This window comes from Paenibacillus humicola (assembly GCF_028826105.1).
Classification (GTDB): domain Bacteria; phylum Bacillota; class Bacilli; order Paenibacillales; family Paenibacillaceae; genus Paenibacillus_Z; species Paenibacillus_Z humicola.
Genome location: NZ_JAQGPL010000001.1, coordinates 5294729 through 5312586, shown reverse-complemented (window position 1 = coordinate 5312586; position 17858 = coordinate 5294729). Strand labels below are relative to the sequence as shown.

Sequence of the window (17858 nt, the reverse complement as noted above, 5' to 3'; positions counted from 1 at the left end):
ATGAAAACAATTAATTTCTGTTTCAAAATAGGTGTCCCGTCCAAGCGGGAGCTTCATCAATGGGGAGATTATCACTTAATTCGCAGTTTCGGCGAAGCCCTGAAAAATAAGGGGCATCATTACGAAATTCAAATTCTTCCTGAATGGCATACTGACCGGGATTTTGATGCTGATATCATTGTACATGTCAGGGGCTTGTCAAAATATCAAGTCAAGCCTCATCATTTTAATATCATGTGGAATATTTCACATCCCTCTAAAATTGATTTTGATGAGTACAATCAGTACGATTTGGTGCTGGTTGCTTCGGAGACTTATTCTGAGCAATTAAAGGACAAACTAAGCGTGCCTGTTCAAGCTTTGCACCAATTCGTGGATACTAAATTATTCTATCCTGATCGAAATAAAGCGTATCAATCCGAATTATTGTTTGTTGGTAACTCCAGGGGAGTTATGCGCGAGATCATACGGGACATCCTTCCGCCGCCGAAATCGCTCACAGTTTATGGAGGAGGCTGGAAGGGGCTGATTCCCGATCAGTATATTAAAAATGAATATTTTCCCAACGAAAAACTGAGAATTTTATATTCTTCTTGTAATATATTATTAAATGATCACTGGGAAGATATGAAATCGTATGGTTTTATCAATAACCGTATATTTGATGCGTATGCTTGTAAGTCTATCGTAATCAGTGACTCTCATAGCGAGCTTGAAAAGTTGTTCCCTCATGCATTAACCTATAACTCGCGAAAAGGTTTATTGGAATTAATTCAGGATATTTTCGAACGGAAAAATTATTATTCTGAATTGACAGAGACTTTATACTGCCAAACAGTTGAGGATCACACTGTTAACCGGCGCGTAGATCAATTTTTAGAGATTCTTTCAAATTTCAACCTTCAAAAGCAATATCCTAAAGCTAAACAGCAAAAATCAGTCAAAAAAGTCGCGAACGAATTTTTATTGACCCGGCTAGGCTATGGGAAAACTTATCGCTTATTACATAAGTCTTACCACAAAGTTAACACGATTAAATCGCAAATCAAACAAATAAGTATCATACTTCAAAAGGCAAAGATCAAGCTTTTTAACGAAGAGGGACTTCATACTTTATTAAACATGGCCAGTGAAGCTGAAATTAAAGCTTTGGCTACTCGTTTAGCGGTTCCTTATCAGTCGCCTCAGTTGGTAAGTATAATAATTCCTACGAAAAATGGAGTTCATCATCTTCGGCATCTCGTTCCGCATCTTATGATCAACACCTTAATCGAAAACTATGAGGTTTTAATAATTGATAATAACAGTAACGATTCAACCAAGAGATTTACCGAAGGAATAAACGATCCCCATTTCAAATTTATCAATACTGCTCGTGATTTGAATTTTTCCGAGACAATCAATTTTGGAGTGAAACATGCACGAGGAGATATATTTGTTTTTCTTAACAATGATGTTGTGCCGCTATTCGGCTGGCTGGATGAACTGCTTAGAGCCTTTCGATCGGAAGACAATGTTGGTATTGTTGGATCGCGCTTAATTTATAACCACCAGAACAAGTTGAATAAACATGGTGAAGTACTATACCCGGGATGTTCGATCCAACACGATGGTATTAAAATAAATTGGAGTCATAATGGATTGATGCCTTATAACACTGGGAAATATCGTAACCCGCTTGACACGAATCATGAAAGCTGGACTGAAGAGGTGCCGGCCGTTACTGCTGCTTGTATGCTAACTGATCGGCAAACATTTGAGGCCGTAAATGGTTTTAACGAAGACTATCAATTTGGAAAAGAAGATGTAGATTACTCGCTTAAAGTTAGGAAGTATGGCAAAAAAATTCTGATTCATCGGAGATCTCTACTATTTCATCGTGAATTTGCTTCACAAACGAAAAGAAGTAAACGATCTCGAAAAATGATGCGCATTCGAAACAATGAAATTTTTAACAAACTTTGGTTCAAAGAAATTTCTTCTGAAATTTGGAAGGAAAAGATTTATAATCGAAAACAGTTTTGGTCGGAGACTCCTTTGAATATCTGTTTTCTGGTAACTGAAAATCGTCCGGATACAACAGCGGGGGATTTCTTCTCTGCATATGGACTTGGCAGCTCATTAAAAGAAAGGTACGGGTACGAAGTCAGCTATTTACCAAGAAGACCTATTTTCGAATGGAACGAAGTACCCGAAAGTACGGATATCGTCATCATTATGCGTCATGATTGCGATATACGCAAGCTAAATATATCCCCGAAAACATTAAAAGTCGCCTGGGTCCGTGGGTATGTGAAGGAATGGCTGGCGCAACCTTGGGTTGATCAATTCAACGGACTGGTATTTTCAACCGACTTTGCTTTACAAATAGGGAAAACGAGTGTTGATAATCGGAAAATTTGGGGGGCTCTTCCTCTCGCAATTACCTCAGAGTTTAGTTCAGTGAGAGAATTTCAACGAGATATTGATGTAAGTTTTGTAGGTAATATTTTTGAAGTTCCCAGAGACATCGTTAAATGTCTGGATCTTAGCCAATCTTTTGATTTTCATTTTTATGGAAGGCTTGAAGCTGAAAAAAATCACCCGTGGCGGCCTTATCATAAAGGTTCGATTGAACATGGTAAAGTACCGCAAATCTATGGCAGGAGCAAAATCGTTATCGAAGATACGGCCCCATTTAACGCAGGAACGATTAATCTCAGGGTTTTTGAGGCAGCTGCAGGTGGTGCTTTAGTTATATCTAATTTTACGGAAGGTTTGACTGAGTTATTTGGAGAAAGTGTTTTAATTTACCGCGATAAAGAACACTTAACTGAGCTCATCTCCTACTATTTAAATCATGAGGATGAGAGGGCTTTTAAAGCTGAACAGGCAAGGCAGATCGTGTTCGATCACCATACTTTTTATCATCGTGCAGCAACTTTTAAAAAACTGCTGGAGGAGCGTTTTCTTTATTTTGAGGTTGAAAAGAATTAATTCGACTTACATGACAGGGGACGGAATTTGTTATGAAAATTGGAGTATTTGGAGCAGGCTACGTTGGACTTGTTACGGCAGCATGCTTTGCGGAACTCGGTCATCAATTGATGGTTGTCGAAAAGAACAAAGAAAAGCTCGAAAAACTAAAAAGCGGACAGAACACAATTTATGAACCTGATCTAGACGAACTGTTACAAAATAATACAAAAAACGGCCGGTTAACTTTTTTTCTACAAACCGAAACAGTGGTCGAAAACTGTGATGTATTGTTTTTATGTGTCGGAACTCCTCCAAAAGAAGATGGCAGTGCGGATATGTCTCAAATCGAGTCGGCAATAATCGAAATTATAAGGTGCGTTAGTCCGTCCGCCTATAAGCTAATTGTTCTTAAAAGTACAGTACCCGTAGGTACAGCGGCACGTTTAAAGGAACTGATCCAGTTTTATAAAGACGATAAACAAATCGAAATTGAAATCGCCTCAAATCCCGAGTTTTTAAAAGAAGGCGTCGCTGTTGACGATTTTATGAATCCGGAAAGAATTGTGATGGGTGTATCCAGTCAAAAGGCTGCTGAAATATTACAAAACATTTATCAATCGTTCAGTTGTCCCAAAATTGTTACGAATTCCAATACGGCCGAAATCATCAAATATGCTGCCAATTCATTCCTCGCTACAAAAATCTCTTTTATTAATATGGTTTCGGATTTATGCGATGCAGTAGGAGCCGATGTGAGACAAGTTGCACTAGGAATGGGTTACGACGATCGTATAGGCAGCAAATTTTTGAAAGCTGGTATCGGTTTTGGGGGTTCTTGTTTCCCAAAGGATTTAAGAGCTTTTGCTCATGCCGGGGATAAAAACAACTTAAATTTCAATTTATTGGATGAAGTCATACGCATAAACAATGAAAGACCTGCTAAAATGGTAAATAAATTAAAGGATCTTTTGTGGGTCCTAACAGGAAAAACGATAGGAATATTGGGATTAACCTTTAAGCCAGAAACTGATGACGTAAGGGAAACTCCAGCATTCCCATTCATTGATGCTTTACTAAAAGAGGGAGCAAAGGTCAGAGTTTTTGATCCGATCGGAATGTCAAATTTTAAAACGATGTTTCATCAAGTTTCCGAGAAAATCGATTTTGCATCAGATGAGTATGGAATGAGTGAGAATTGTGATGCGATCGTATTGGTTACGGACTGGAAGCAATTTATTGGGCTTGATTGGGACCGAATCCTACAAAACATGAATCTCCCGGTAATTTTAGATACTCGTAATTGTTTAAATGGGGAGGAGATGACTAAAAAAAGGTTCATCTATGCGGATACCAGTTTCAACTATGCTAAAAGTAGGAGGTAAGAAATATGAAAGGCATCATCCTAGCCGGAGGAACCGGCTCACGTCTGTACCCGCTCACGAAAATCACCAACAAGCACCTGCTCCCCGTAGGTAAATATCCGATGATATTTCATGCGATTGCGAAGTTGAAAGAAGCCGCAATTCATGACATTCTCATCGTGACCGGCAAGGAGTACATGGGCGACGTCGTGAACCTTTTGGGCAGCGGCAAAGAATTTGGCCTTACGTTTACGTATAAGGTGCAGGACGAAGCGGGAGGGATTGCCCAAGCTCTGGGGTTGGCCGAGCAGTTTGTGAACGGTGATCAGATGACGGTCATTTTGGGAGACAATGTTTTTGCCGACGGGATCGCAACTTTTGCGGATCATTTCCGTCAACAACAAAAAGGGGCGAAGATTCTCATTCAACAGGTCCATGATCCGCAGCGTTACGGCGTTCCGGAATTGCAAGGCGATCGGATCGTTTCGATCGAGGAGAAGCCTGCGCAGCCGAAAAGCAGTTATGCCGTAACCGGAATTTATATGTATGATTCCCGCGTGTTCGAAATCATTCGCACCTTGAAGCCGTCCGGGCGCGGGGAATTGGAAATCACGGATGTTAATAACGCCTACATCGCCGCCAATGAACTGACATATGATATTTTGCAGGGCTGGTGGACGGATGCGGGAACGCATGCTTCGCTTATGCGCGCCAATGAGCTGGCGAAGGATATTGTCTTCGGCGAAGAGTTCGGTCAACTTAAATTATAGATTGAAGGTGCCGCAATCATGCATATTGTTCAAACCCGGCTCCCCGGTGCAAAACTGATCGAGCCCGCTGTTTTTGGCGATCACCGGGGTTTTTTTATGGAAAGCTACAATGATGCCGCGTTCAAGGCCGGCGGTATCGATCATCTTTTTGTCCAGGATAATCATTCGCTCTCCGTCGAAGCGGGCGTATTGCGGGGGCTTCATTATCAGCTGAATCCGAAGGCACAGACCAAGCTGGTACGCGTGACTGCCGGCGCAATTTACGACGTCATCGTGGATATCCGCAAAGGATCGCCTACATATGGCCAGTGGCAGGGCTTTATTTTGAGCGCTTCGAATAAACGGCAGCTGCTGGTCCCGCAGGGCTTCGCCCACGGCTTTTGCACGCTTGTTGCGAACACGGAGGTTCAATATAAGGTGGATGCGCTGTATTCGCCCGAGCATGACCGGGGCATTGCCTGGGACGACCCGGCGCTTGGTATCGACTGGCCGGTATCGAAGCCGGTACTGTCGGATAAAGATGCGAAGCATCTCGCGCTCGCGGACGCGGAAAACAATTTTCAATACGAAGGGTGAGCGGTTCGTTCATGAAGATGTTAATTACCGGCGGCGCCGGCTTTATCGGGAGTAATTTTGTCCTTTATATCGCAAGGAATTACCCGCAGTACGAGATGATTAACGTCGATGCGCTCACCTATGCCGGTAATCTGGAAAATTTGCGTTCGATCGAGCATCATGCGCATTACCGGTTTGTCAAAGCGGATATCGCCGACCGCGCGGCGCTGGAGCCGCTGTTTGCGGAAGGACTCGACGTTGTGGTGAATTTTGCCGCGGAATCGCATGTCGACCGGAGCATTTTGCAGCCGGATCTGTTTGTTCGAACGAATATATTGGGGACGCAGACACTGCTGGACCTGGCCAAAATGTATCAAGTGCCGAAATTCGTCCAGGTGTCGACGGATGAAGTGTACGGAACGCTGGGCGCAACGGGACTGTTTACGGAAGAAACGCCGCTTGCTCCGAACAGCCCGTATTCGGCAAGTAAGGCCGGAGCCGATCTGATGGTACGCGCATATCACGAAACGTTCGGGATGAACGTGAATATTACGCGGTGCTCCAACAACTATGGTCCTTATCAATTTCCGGAGAAACTAATTCCGCTCATGATTCAGAATGCGCTTGAGGATAAGCCGCTGCCGGTTTATGGCGATGGTATGAATATTCGCGACTGGCTGTATGTCGAAGATCACTGCAGTGCTATTGATCTCGTGGTTCATAAAGGCGTAGCCGGAGAAGTCTACAATGTCGGCGGTAACAATGAGCGCAACAACATCCAGGTGGTCAAAACGATTTTGGCGGAGCTTGGCAAGCCGGAGTCGCTCATCGCATTTGTGAAAGACCGTCTCGGCCACGACCGCCGCTATGCCATCGACGCCGATAAGATTCGCCGCGAGCTGGGCTGGAAGCCAAAGCATAATTACGAAACCGGCATCCGGGAGACCATCCGGTGGTATTTGGCTAACCGGGAATGGATGAACCAGGTTTTGTCCGGTGCTTATCAGCAGTACTATCAAACGCAGTATGGCGAGCGGTTGGGGGAAACCTCATGACGGCGCGCACCCGAAAAATTTTGGTGACCGGCGCGAATGGGCAGCTGGGTGCCGAGATTGTCCGGCTGAAGGCGGAGGGGCTCGAAATTCGCGGTTTCCGCCGGGAGGAGCTGGATGTGACGAACCTGGAGCAGGCGCGAAGCGTCATCGCCGATTATTCGCCCAATGTGGTCATCCACTGCGCCGCGTATACGGCGGTCGATCTGGCCGAGTCCGAACCGGACGAGGCTTTTCGCGTTAATGCTGCCGGCACGCGCAATATCGCTCTTGCAGCAAGGGAGTCCGGCGCAAAGCTTTGCTATATCAGCACGGATTATGTGTTCGACGGGACGGGCAGCGTCCCCTATCATGAAACGGATACGACCGGCCCGCGTACCGTTTACGGAAAGTCGAAACTGGCGGGCGAGCAGGCGGCCGCGGCGTTTCATGACCGTTTTTTTATCGTACGGACGTCCTGGGTATACGGCAGGTACGGCAGCAATTTTGTCAAGACGATGCTGAAAATGGCGGACGAGCGCGACCAATTAAAGGTCGTTCACGATCAAATTGGCTCGCCGACCTATACGCTCGATCTTGCGCGGTTTCTGCTTGAACTGGTTCAGACCGACTATTACGGGATTTATCATGCCTCCAATACCGGCATCTGCTCGTGGTACGAATTCGCGAAAGCGATATTCGAGCTCAGCGGCAAGACGGTCCGGCTGGAGCCTTGCACGACAGCGGATTTTCCGCGGCCGGCTCCGCGGCCCGCTTACTCGGTAATGGATCACAGTGCGATCCGGATTCATGGATTGACCGACCTTCGGCCTTGGCGGGAAGGGCTCGAGCATTTCTTGCAAGGACGCGTTTCGGATTGAACAAGCCGCCGGCAACCGCAAGCGTTACGATTGTCACCTACAACAGCGAATCCGATATCGGGCCTTGCCTGGAAGCGGTTTTGACGCAAACGCATCCCGTGGAACGAATCGTCGTTGTCGATAACGCTTCGTCCGACGGAACATGCGGTATCGTCCGCCGGTTTGACGGACCGGTTACCCTCCTTGTCAACGAAATGAACATCGGCTTCGCCCCCGGACACAATCAGGCGATCGCACACACGAAGTCCGATTATGTGCTTGTTCTGAACCCGGATGTTATCCTCGAACCCGACTATCTGTCCGTCATCCTTCATTATATGGAGGCGCATCGGGAGATAGGCAGTGCAGCCGGCCGCCTGGTGTTTGCCGCGGATCCGGACGTGATTGATACGACGGGACTCGTGATGGACGCTTTTCGCAGGGCGAGAGACCGGGGGACGGGAGAGCCGGCCGCCAACTGGCTGCAGTCCGGGGAAGTATTCGGGGTTTCCGGCGCCGCGGCGGTTTATGCTCGCAGGATGATCGATGATATCCGCATCGACGGACAATTTTTTGACGAGGCCTATTTTGCCTACAAAGAAGATGTCGATGTCGCCTGGAGGGCGAGGCTGCTGGGCTGGAAAGCGTATTACGCGGCGGATGCGCGGGCGCTCCATCATCGAGGCTGGAAATACGAGGGGCGTGCCAGCCGCAAGTCGAAGCCGCTTTTTCTAAGACGCCATTCCTATCAGAACCGTATTTATACGATGGTGAAAAACGAGCCTGCCGGGTGGAGACTGCTGCTCCGTTTGCCCGCATTGATCGGGATGGAACTGGCGATGACGGGGTATGCGGCGGTGTTCGAGCCCGGACTGCTTGGATGCTGGGCGGCCATTGCCCGAACGCTGCCGCAAATGCTGCGGAAGCGGCGGATTTTGTATCGCCGTATTCATGATAGAAATGGAAGTTCCTAGTCGATATTAGGTTGGTTCGCTCTACTTAATCTGCTACAATAGAAGTAGATTCGACAGCAGAACAAATAGAGTTTAAATGGGGAAGAGAACATGATTCGTCAAAACCAGCGTTTTTTGACGCAAATTTATGTACTGGCTGATCTGCTGTGCACCTTGATTACGTTTCTTTTCGCCTACTGGCTGAAATTCAGAAGCGGTTGGATTCCGCATTATAATACGCTTCCTTTCGGCGAGTATCTTCTGTGGGGAACGGTTTATTCGTTCGCGGCCGTTTTGGTCGGGTTCTACGTCCGCTTCTATGCGCCGCGGCGGCGAAAGAGCTTCTCCTTCGATATTTTGAAAATCATACAAGTGCACGGCATCTCGTTCCTCGGTCTGATGAGCATGCTCTTCATCGCGAAAGAAGTACATATTTCCCGCGAATTTTTGGCGATTTTCATGGTCATTAACGTGGTTGCGCTTATAACCTACAGGTATATGGTGAAGCAGGCGCTGATCCGGCTTCGCCGCAAAGGATACAACAAACGGTATGTGCTTGTGCTGGGCGCCGGGTCGGTCGGACGCAGCTTTTACGAAAGCTTGCAGCAGCATCCGGAGCTTGGCTATGAGGTGCTCGGCTTTCTGGACGATTATCAACAACATCACGCCCCCGAATACCGTCACTTGAAGCCGATCATCGGCACGATCGACGACCTGGCTGTCAAATTGAGCGGGCTGATCGTCGACGAGGTTATCATTGCGCTTCCGCTTAAGGCTTACGCGAAATACAGCTTAATCATCGAGCAATGCGAGAAGGCGGGCGTCAAGACGCTCATTATCCCCGATTTCTACGATCTGCTGCCGGCACGGCCGTTTTTCGATAATTTCGCCGGTATTCCGCTTATTAACGTGCGGGACGTTCCGCTGGACGAACTGAGCAACCGGATTTTGAAGCGGGCGTTCGATATCGCATTTTCGGTCATCGCGATTATCTTTTCCTCGCCGATCATGCTGTTCGCTTACATCGGAATCAAGCTGACCTCGCCGGGCCCTGCCATTTTCAAGCAGGAGCGGATGGGACTGGACCGTCGTACCTTTAATATGTACAAATTCCGTTCGATGCATGTAAGCGATCCGAATGTGGCCAATACGCAGTGGACGGTCGAAAACGACCCGCGCCGCACGAAATTCGGGGCGTTTCTGCGCAAGGCGAGCATCGACGAGCTTCCGCAGTTTTTTAATGTGCTGGCCGGTCATATGAGCGTGGTCGGCCCTCGCCCCGAACGGCCGTTTTTCGTCGAGCAGTTTAAAGAAGAGATACCGAAATACATGGTCAAGCATCACATTCGTCCCGGGATTACGGGCTGGGCGCAGACGAACGGTTTGCGCGGCGATACGTCGATCAATGACCGGATCGTGCACGACTTGTTTTACATCGAGAATTGGACGTTCATGTTTGATTTGAAAATCATCGTGAAGACGGTCGCGAAAGGTCTTGTGGATCGAAATGCATACTGAAGCGGTCAGCCGCCCGTTTCGAATCTCCGTTATCATACCGACCTACCAGGCCGGCCCGCCGCTTAAGGAACTCTTGCATCGTCTGCGCAAGCAAACCTTCCCACCCGACGAAATTATTGTCGTCGATTCGTCGTCCGACGACGGAACGCCCGGGCTGGCTGCGGCGGAAGGCGCGTCCGTGTTTTCCGTTCAGAAGAGCGAATTCGATCACGGCGGAACGCGCAATTATGCGGCGGGTCTGGCACGCGGCGATATTCTCGTGTTTATGACGCAGGACGCAATGCCGGCGGACGAGCATCTGCTTGAGCGATTGACCGAGCCGCTGCTTCGGGACGAACGAATCTCTTCCGTTTATGCCAGGCAGCTCGCCAGGCCGGATGCGAAGACGCTGGAAAGGCTTGCCCGGAGCTACAACTATCCGCCGGAGTCTTCGGTCAAAGATAAAAGCGATCTCGCGAAGCTGGGCGTCAAAACGTTTTTCTGCTCCAACGTCTGCGCGGCGGTTCGCAGAGACATATATAATGAAGTGGGACGTTTTCCCGAGCCGGTTATCTTTAATGAAGATATGATTTTAGCGGCCAAATGCATTTTGAGTGGCTACAAGATCGCCTACGCGGCGGAAGCGAAGGTGATCCATTCGCACAGCTACACGCTCGTTCAGCAGTTCAAGCGTTTCTTCGATAACGGCGTATCGATGAGCACCAACGAATGGATCTACGAATATTCCGCCGTTGGCGGCGAAGGATCGAATATGGTGCGGGGGCTGATCCGCGATTTGCACCGAAACCGGCAGTGGCACCAGATACCGCTGCTCATCGCCGAATCGGCGGCGAAGCTGATCGGATATGAGCTCGGTAAACGGCACCGCCGGCTGCCGAGAGGGCTATGCGGAAAATTCAGCATGCATCACGGCATCTGGCAGAAGCTCCACGCTGCGCCGAACCAAACGAGATCAATGGGACAATGACCGCTCGAACGCTTGATACGAGCCGGAGGTTGTCCTTTTTGTTTGCTGCGGCACCCTATCAACGGAAGCCCAAGATTTCTGTTGCATTCGCCTTTCCATTCCGCTATAATAGTGAACGTTGGTCTGTGACGTTGCGATGATGCGAGAGGTTGCCGACACACCCGGCTCCTTTGCCATGAGGGGCCAGTCGGGTTTTTCTCGCGGAGTATGTCCGATACTAAATTGGGCGATAGAAGGAGGGACTTATATGGCAAAGCAAAAGATTCGTATCCGCTTGAAAGCGTACGATCACAGAATTCTTGACCAGTCCGCGGAGAAAATCGTGGAAACGGCGAAACGATCCGGTGCAGGCGTGTCGGGACCGATTCCGCTTCCGACGGAAAAGCAAGTCATCACCATTTTGCGCGCGGTTCACAAGTACAAGGATTCTCGGGAACAATTCGAGATGCGCACGCACAAGCGTCTGATCGATATTGTCAATCCTACGCCGCAAACGGTCGATGCACTCATGCGTCTCGATCTGCCATCCGGTGTAGATATCGAAATCAAACTGTAATACCGAATACCGATACGCGAAAGGAAAAGAGGTGTCAACATGAAAGGTATCTTAGGCAAAAAACTTGGCATGACGCAAGTATTTACCGCAGAGGGCAACGTCGTACCGGTAACGGTTATCGAAGCGGGTCCTTGCGTGGTCTTGCAGAAGAAAGACCGGGAGAACGACGGCTACGAAGCGGTTCAGCTCGGCTTTGCCGACAAGAAAGAGAAGAGAGCGACCAAGCCGGAAATCGGCCACGCGAAAAAAGCCGATACGGCTCCTAAGCGCTACGTTCGTGAGATTCGCGGTGTGAACATCGGCGAGTTCGAGGTTGGCCAGCAGCTGAAAGCCGATCTGTTCGCAGAGGGCGAATTTGTTGACGTTACGGGGATTTCCAAGGGCAAAGGCTTCCAGGGCGTTATTAAGCGCTGGGGACAAAGCCGCGGTCCGATGGCTCACGGTTCGCGTTACCACCGCGGTCCGGGTTCCATGGGTTCGATTCAAGCGAACCGCGTTCCGAAAGGCAAGCATTTGCCGGGCCACATGGGCCACGAAACGGTTACGATTCAAAATCTCGAAGTTGTACGTGTCGACGCGGAACGCAACGTTCTGCTCGTGAAAGGCTCCATTCCGGGCCCGAAAAACAGCTTCGTCAAAGTTAAACTTACGGTGAAGAAATAACGCTGACGAAAGGAGGAACAAGAAATGCCAAAAGTAGCACTTTACAGCGTGAGCGGCTCGCAGGTCGGTGAAGTGGAGTTGTCCGATGCCGTATTCGGCGTCGAACCGCACGTTCACGTTCTGCACAGCGCCGTGCTGCTGCAGCAAGCAGCCCAGCGTCAAGGCACGCACAAAACGAAAGGCCGCTCGGAAGTTCGCGGCGGCGGCCGCAAGCCTTGGAAGCAAAAAGGGACGGGCCGCGCTCGTCAAGGCTCCATTCGCTCTCCGCAATGGGTCGGCGGCGGCACCGTATTCGGACCGACTCCGCGCAGCTACAGCTTCAAGCTTCCTAAGAAAGTTCGCCGTCTGGCGATCAAATCCGCTCTGTCTTCCAAAGTGATTGACAACGATATTATCGTTCTGGATCAGCTGGCGCTCGCTGCGCCGAAGACGAAAGAATTCGCAGCCATTCTGAACAACCTGAACGTTGCCCGCAAGGCGCTGGTTGTTACGGCGGGCTTCGAAGACAACGTCGCATTGTCCGCTCGCAACATCCCGGGTGTGAAATTTGTCGCAGCCGACGGCATCAATGTTCTGGACGTCATGGCACATGACAAGCTGATCATCACGAAGGAAGCGGTCGAGAAAGTACAGGAGGTGCTTGCGTAATGAAAAATCCACGCGATATTATCAAGCGCCCGATCATTACCGAACAAACGAGCGATTTCATGGCGAATAAACGCTATGTATTCGAGGTTGATATCCGTGCAAACAAAACGGAAATCAAACAGGCCATCGAGCAGATTTTTAAAGTGAAAGTAACGGGCGTCAATACGCTCCGCATGCCGGCCAAGCCGAAACGCTACGGCCGTTATAACGGTTATACGTCGGAGTGGAAAAAAGCAATTGTGCAATTGTCCGCCGACAGCAACGAACTTGAATTTTTTGAATCGGTTTAATGAAACGGACGGGGCGCCCGCGCTCCGCTCTGTAAATAAACCGGGACATAACGGTTAAGGAGGGAATCGAAGTGCCTATTAAGAAGTATAAACCGACTTCCCCGGCCCGCCGTGCCATGTCCGTCTCGACATTCGAAGAGATTACGACAAGCACCCCGGAGAAATCGCTTCTTGCGCCGCTTTACAAGAAAGCCGGTCGCAACAATCAAGGCAAAATTACGGTTCGCCATCACGGTGGCGGCCATAAGCGCAAATACCGCATTATCGACTTTAAACGGAACAAGGACGGCGTCGTAGGCAACGTTGCGACGATCGAATACGATCCGAATCGGACCTCGAACATCGCGCTGATCCATTACGCCGACGGCGATAAGCGGTACATCATCGCTCCGAAAGGCCTAAAGGTTGGGGATCAAGTGGTATCCGGCGCAGAAGCCGATATCAAAATCGGCAATGCCCTGCCGCTCGAGAACATCCCGGTCGGTACGGTCATCCACAATATCGAGATGAAGCCGGGCAAAGGCGGTCAACTCGTTCGCGCCGCAGGCACGGAAGCTCAGCTTCTCGGTAAAGAAGACGACTACGTCGTCATCCGGCTGTCGTCCGGCGAGGTTCGCCGCATTCTGAAGAAATGCCGCGCTACCATTGGCGCTGTCGGCAACGAGGATCACGAGCTCGTGAAAATCGGTAAAGCGGGCCGTTCCCGCTGGCTTGGCAAACGTCCGGAAGTTCGCGGTGTCGTCATGAACCCGAACGATCACCCGCACGGCGGCGGCGAAGGCCGCGCACCGATCGGCCGCAAATCGCCGATGTCGCCTTGGGGTAAACCGACGCTTGGCTACAAAACGCGTAAGAAGAAAAAAGCTTCGAGCCAATACATCATTCGTCGCCGCACGAAATAACGGCGCTTGATCATCGATGCGCGGCTGCCTTAAGTCGCGCAAGCTACCGTGAAGGGAGGATCATCCATGGGTCGCAGTTTGAAGAAGGGTCCGTTTATCGACGGCTACCTGCTCAAGAAAGTCGAAGATCTGAACGAAACGAACAAGAAGGTCGTTGTAAAAACCTGGTCGCGCCGTTCCACGATTTTTCCGCAGTTTATCGGACATACGTTTGCCGTTTACGACGGCCGCAAGCACGTGCCGGTCTACGTGACGGAGGATATGGTCGGTCATAAACTCGGCGAATTCGCTCCGACGCGCTCGTACAAAGGCCACGGAGACGACGACAAAAAAACCGGCCGCCGTTAATCGGCGGGCGTAAAGCTGAAAGGAACGAGAGGAGGTTACATCCATGCCAGAAGCAAAAGCGAGCGCGAATTTCATTCGTATTGCCCCTCGCAAAGCGCAGCTCGTTGTGGACTTGATCCGCGGCAAGCAAGTCGGCGAAGCAATTGCGATTTTGCGCCATACGCCGAAAGCCGCTTCCCCGATCGTGGAGAAGCTGTTGAATTCCGCGGTTGCAAACGCGGAGCATAACTACCAAATGGACGTTAACAATTTGGTTATTTCGCAAGTTTTCGTCAACCAAGGACCGACGATGAAACGTTTCCGCCCTCGCGCGATGGGACGTGCCAGCCGGATCAATAAAAGAACGAGCCACATCACTTTGGTGGTATCCGAAAAATAAGGAGGGAAAACGTGTGGGTCAAAAGGTAAATCCCGTCGGTCTTCGTATCGGCATTATTCGCGACTGGGAATCCAAATGGTATGCAGGCAAAGACTTCGGGGATCTGCTCATGGAGGACGTGAAAATCCGTGAGTACCTGAAGAACAAACTGAAGGACGCTGCTGTTTCCCGTTTCGAAATCGAACGTGCGGCCAACCGCGTGAACGTCACGATTTATACGGCGAAGCCGGGCATGGTCATCGGCAAAGGCGGTTCCGAGGTCGAGAATCTTCGTTCCGAATTGGCGAAGATCACGAAGGGCAAGAAGGTCCATATCAATATTTCCGAAATCAAAAATCCGGAGCTCGACGCAATTCTCGTTGCCGAAAGCATTGCCCAGCAGCTTGAACGCCGCATTTCGTTCCGCCGTGCGATGAAACAATCGATTCAGCGGACAATCCGGGCAGGCGCGAAAGGCATTAAAACATCGGTCAGCGGTCGTCTGGGCGGTGCGGAGATTGCTCGTACGGAAGGTTACAGCGAAGGTACGGTACCGCTTCATACGCTGCGCGCCGATATCGATTACGGCACGGCAGAAGCGCATACGACTTACGGCCGCATCGGCGTAAAAGTATGGATCTATCGCGGTGAAATCCTTCCGCAGAAGAAGAAAGCTGCAGCTCCCCAGGAAGGAGGCAACTAATCATGTTGGTACCAAAACGCGTCAAACACCGCAAGCAGCAGCGCGGTAACATGAGAGGCCGCGCGAAAGGCGGTACGGAAGTCGCCTTCGGCGAATACGGCCTGCAGGCTCTTGAGCCGGCATGGATCACCAACCGTCAAATCGAAGCGGCACGGATCGCCATGACCCGTTACATTCGCCGGGGAGGTAAAGTTTGGATCAAAATTTTCCCTGCCAAGCCGATCACCCAGAAGCCGCTTGAGGTTCGGATGGGTAGCGGTAAAGGTAACGTGGAGAAATGGGTGGCTGTCGTGAAGCCGGGCAGAATCATGTTCGAGCTTGCCGGCGTATCCGAAGAGATCGCGCGCGAAGCCATGCGTCTCGCCGCACATAAACTCCCGGTTAAAACGAAGTTCGTGAAACGCGAAGAAGTGGGTGGTGAAGCAAATGAAAGCTAGTGAATTTCGCAACCTGACCTCTGCTGAGCTCGAACAAAAAATCTCCGGGTTTAAAGAAGAGCTGTTCAACCTTCGTTTTCAATTGGCCACCGGTCAGCTGGACAACCCGATGAGGATCCGCGACGTGCGGAAGGAAATAGCTCGTGCCAAAACCGTTTTGCGTGAAAGAGAACTCGGAATTACCAGCTGAGCTGCTGATTCCCGAACATATGAAACGCGATAGCAGGGAAGGAGGAAGAACATGAGCGAACGCAATGCCCGCAAAGTTCAAATCGGAAAAGTCGTGAGCGATAAGATGGACAAAACGATCGTTGTTGCCGTTGAGACTTACAAAAAACACGATCTGTACCATAAGCGCATCAAATACACGAAGAAATTCAAGGCGCATGACGAGAACAACCAGGCCAAAATCGGCGATACGGTAAAAATCATGGAAACTCGTCCGCTTTCGAAAGACAAACGGTTCCGCCTGGTCGAAATCGTTGAAGAAGCTATAATTCTTTAAGCTCGCCGCGCTCCAAAAGACGCGAAGCGGTAAGCATTTTTCCGAAAGGAGGACGTTAACATGATTCAACCATTTACTCGTTTGGCCGTCGCTGACAACTCCGGCGCGAAGGAACTGATGTGTATCCGCGTGCTCGGCGGTACGGGACGTCGTGTTGGCCATATCGGCGATCTGATCGTCTGCTCCGTCAAACAAGCAACACCCGGTGGCGTTGTCAAAAAGGGTGACGTCGTTAGAGCGGTTATCGTGCGTACGAAGCGTTCGGTTCGCCGTAAAGATGGTTCCTACATCGCATTTGACGAAAATGCGGCGGTTATCGTAAGGGAAGACAAGAGCCCCCGCGGCACGCGTATTTTCGGACCGGTCGCCCGCGAGCTCCGCGATCGCGATTTCATGAAAATCGTTTCGCTCGCACCGGAAGTTATCTAAGACATTCCCCAGAAAGTGAAGAGAAGCTTTGAAGTCTGATCCGATACTTTCCGGGGCCCGAAGAAGCTTGAATAACAAGCAAGCAGGAGGTGTAACTCATGCCACGGCTGAAAAAAGTGTTGGAATCCCATAACAATAAATTGCACGTGAAAAAAGACGATAACGTCATCGTCATCACCGGCAAAGACAAAGGCAAGAAAGGCCGCATCATCGCCGCTTATCCGCGTGAAAACCGCGTACTGGTCGAAGGCGTCAATATGGTGAAGAAGCATACGCGCCCGTCGCAGGCGAATCCGCAAGGCGGCATCATCGAGCAGGAAGCGCCGATTCATGTATCGAACGTGATGCACCTGGATCCGAAGAGCGGCAAAGCGACCCGGATCGGTTACAAAGTGCTCGACAATGGCAAAAAAGTCCGGATCGCAAAGAAATCCGGTGAAGTGATCGACTAATTGACCGCCCTGAGAAAGGAGGACCCTAAGCAATGGCAGTAAGAATGAAAGATCGTTTTCTGAACGAAATTACGCCTGCTCTGATGCAGAAGTTTAACTATACGACCGTCATGCAAGTGCCGAAGGTCGAGAAAGTCGTGATCAACATGGGGGTAGGCGAAGCGGTCGCCAACTCCAAAGTGCTGGATTCGGCTGTCGAAGATCTTCGTCTGATCGCCGGTCAGAAACCGGTCGTCACCCGTGCGAAGAAATCAATCGCGGGCTTCAAGCTTCGCGAGAACATGCCGATCGGGGTTAAAGTTACGCTGCGCGGCGAGCGCATGTACTATTTCCTCGACAAGCTGTTCAACGTTTCGCTTCCGCGCGTCCGCGACTTCCGCGGCGTATCGACGAGAGCGTTCGACGGACGCGGCAACTATACGCTCGGATTGAAAGAACAGCTCATCTTCCCGGAGATCGAGTACGATAAGGTCGATAAAGTGCGCGGTATGGACGTCGTCATCGTCACGACGGCAAAAACGGACGAAGAAGCTCGTGAGCTGCTGACCCAACTGGGCATGCCGTTTGCGAAGTAATCCACAGGAGGTGTAGAAC

At 50.0% G+C, this 17858-nt stretch carries 23 protein-coding genes; all 23 read left to right on the top strand.

Annotated elements, in window-relative coordinates:
* Nucleotides 1-2976: a glycosyltransferase family protein gene (locus tag PD282_RS24425; protein WP_274654033.1), complete on the top strand. Its 2976-nt coding sequence runs from the start codon at nt 1-3 to the stop codon at nt 2974-2976.
* 32 nt (nt 2977-3008) lie between these two features.
* Nucleotides 3009-4340, top strand: a complete 1332-nt coding sequence (locus tag PD282_RS24420; RefSeq protein ID WP_274654031.1) for a UDP-glucose dehydrogenase family protein — start codon at nt 3009-3011, stop codon at nt 4338-4340.
* 5 nt (nt 4341-4345) lie between these two features.
* Nucleotides 4346-5089 (top strand): sugar phosphate nucleotidyltransferase, encoded by a 744-nt coding sequence (locus PD282_RS24415; RefSeq protein ID WP_274654029.1) that lies wholly within the window; start codon nt 4346-4348, stop codon nt 5087-5089.
* 18 nt (nt 5090-5107) lie between these two features.
* Nucleotides 5108-5665 carry a dTDP-4-dehydrorhamnose 3,5-epimerase gene (gene rfbC / locus PD282_RS24410; protein ID WP_274654028.1) on the top strand — a complete coding sequence of 186 codons (558 nt, stop codon included), beginning with the start codon at nt 5108-5110 and terminating at the stop codon, nt 5663-5665.
* An 11-nt stretch (nt 5666-5676) separates the two neighbouring features.
* Nucleotides 5677-6699, top strand: a complete 1023-nt coding sequence (gene rfbB / locus PD282_RS24405) for a dTDP-glucose 4,6-dehydratase (protein ID WP_274654027.1) — start codon at nt 5677-5679, stop codon at nt 6697-6699.
* A complete protein-coding gene (gene rfbD, locus PD282_RS24400) occupies nt 6696-7556 on the top strand; it encodes a dTDP-4-dehydrorhamnose reductase (RefSeq protein WP_274654026.1) in 861 nt (286 codons plus the stop codon). The genes rfbB and rfbD overlap by 4 nt, the downstream gene beginning before the upstream one ends.
* A complete protein-coding gene (locus tag PD282_RS24395; protein ID WP_274654024.1) occupies nt 7553-8509 on the top strand; it encodes a glycosyltransferase family 2 protein in 957 nt (318 codons plus the stop codon). Before rfbD ends, PD282_RS24395 begins: the two co-directional genes overlap by 4 nt.
* 90 nt (nt 8510-8599) lie before the next feature.
* The gene (locus tag PD282_RS24390) at nt 8600-10006 is read left to right on the top strand and encodes an undecaprenyl-phosphate glucose phosphotransferase (RefSeq protein WP_274654022.1); all 1407 of its coding nucleotides are present in this window, start codon (nt 8600-8602) and stop codon (nt 10004-10006) included.
* Nucleotides 9984-10973 (top strand): glycosyltransferase family 2 protein, encoded by a 990-nt coding sequence (locus PD282_RS24385; RefSeq protein WP_274654020.1) that lies wholly within the window; start codon nt 9984-9986, stop codon nt 10971-10973. The genes PD282_RS24390 and PD282_RS24385 overlap by 23 nt, the downstream gene beginning before the upstream one ends.
* A 247-nt stretch (nt 10974-11220) precedes the next feature.
* Nucleotides 11221-11529, top strand: coding sequence for a 30S ribosomal protein S10 (gene rpsJ / locus PD282_RS24380; protein WP_006676490.1), 309 nt, complete (start codon nt 11221-11223; stop codon nt 11527-11529).
* Nucleotides 11530-11568: 39 nt separating this feature from the next.
* On the top strand, nt 11569-12192 hold the full coding sequence (gene rplC / locus PD282_RS24375; protein ID WP_274654017.1) for a 50S ribosomal protein L3: 624 nt from the start codon (nt 11569-11571) through the stop codon (nt 12190-12192).
* 24 nt (nt 12193-12216) lie between these two features.
* On the top strand, nt 12217-12840 hold the full coding sequence (gene rplD, locus PD282_RS24370) for a 50S ribosomal protein L4 (protein WP_274654015.1): 624 nt from the start codon (nt 12217-12219) through the stop codon (nt 12838-12840).
* Complete coding sequence (rplW, locus tag PD282_RS24365) at nt 12840-13130, top strand: 50S ribosomal protein L23 (RefSeq protein ID WP_274654013.1); 291 nt, start codon at nt 12840-12842, stop codon at nt 13128-13130. The genes rplD and rplW overlap by 1 nt, the downstream gene beginning before the upstream one ends.
* A 71-nt stretch (nt 13131-13201) precedes the next feature.
* Nucleotides 13202-14032, top strand: coding sequence for a 50S ribosomal protein L2 (rplB, locus tag PD282_RS24360; RefSeq protein ID WP_274654011.1), 831 nt, complete (start codon nt 13202-13204; stop codon nt 14030-14032).
* Between the two features lie 66 nt (nt 14033-14098).
* A complete protein-coding gene (gene rpsS, locus PD282_RS24355) occupies nt 14099-14380 on the top strand; it encodes a 30S ribosomal protein S19 (protein WP_274654009.1) in 282 nt (93 codons plus the stop codon).
* A gap of 43 nt (nt 14381-14423) precedes the next feature.
* Nucleotides 14424-14759, top strand: coding sequence for a 50S ribosomal protein L22 (gene rplV / locus PD282_RS24350; protein WP_274654007.1), 336 nt, complete (start codon nt 14424-14426; stop codon nt 14757-14759).
* Between the two features lie 13 nt (nt 14760-14772).
* Nucleotides 14773-15441 carry a 30S ribosomal protein S3 gene (gene rpsC, locus PD282_RS24345; RefSeq protein WP_274654005.1) on the top strand — a complete coding sequence of 223 codons (669 nt, stop codon included), beginning with the start codon at nt 14773-14775 and terminating at the stop codon, nt 15439-15441.
* A gap of 2 nt (nt 15442-15443) precedes the next feature.
* On the top strand, nt 15444-15878 hold the full coding sequence (gene rplP, locus PD282_RS24340) for a 50S ribosomal protein L16 (protein WP_274654003.1): 435 nt from the start codon (nt 15444-15446) through the stop codon (nt 15876-15878).
* Nucleotides 15868-16068 carry a 50S ribosomal protein L29 gene (gene rpmC, locus PD282_RS24335; RefSeq protein ID WP_274654001.1) on the top strand — a complete coding sequence of 67 codons (201 nt, stop codon included), beginning with the start codon at nt 15868-15870 and terminating at the stop codon, nt 16066-16068. Before rplP ends, rpmC begins: the two co-directional genes overlap by 11 nt.
* Before the next feature lie 51 nt (nt 16069-16119).
* Nucleotides 16120-16383 (top strand): 30S ribosomal protein S17, encoded by a 264-nt coding sequence (rpsQ, locus tag PD282_RS24330; protein ID WP_274653999.1) that lies wholly within the window; start codon nt 16120-16122, stop codon nt 16381-16383.
* A 60-nt stretch (nt 16384-16443) separates the two neighbouring features.
* A complete protein-coding gene (gene rplN, locus PD282_RS24325; RefSeq protein WP_274653996.1) occupies nt 16444-16812 on the top strand; it encodes a 50S ribosomal protein L14 in 369 nt (122 codons plus the stop codon).
* A 98-nt stretch (nt 16813-16910) separates the two neighbouring features.
* Nucleotides 16911-17264: a 50S ribosomal protein L24 gene (gene rplX, locus PD282_RS24320; RefSeq protein WP_274653994.1), complete on the top strand. Its 354-nt coding sequence runs from the start codon at nt 16911-16913 to the stop codon at nt 17262-17264.
* Nucleotides 17265-17296: 32 nt separating this feature from the next.
* The gene (rplE, locus tag PD282_RS24315) at nt 17297-17839 is read left to right on the top strand and encodes a 50S ribosomal protein L5 (protein WP_274653992.1); all 543 of its coding nucleotides are present in this window, start codon (nt 17297-17299) and stop codon (nt 17837-17839) included.
* The last annotated feature ends 19 nt before the right edge of the window (nt 17840-17858 follow it).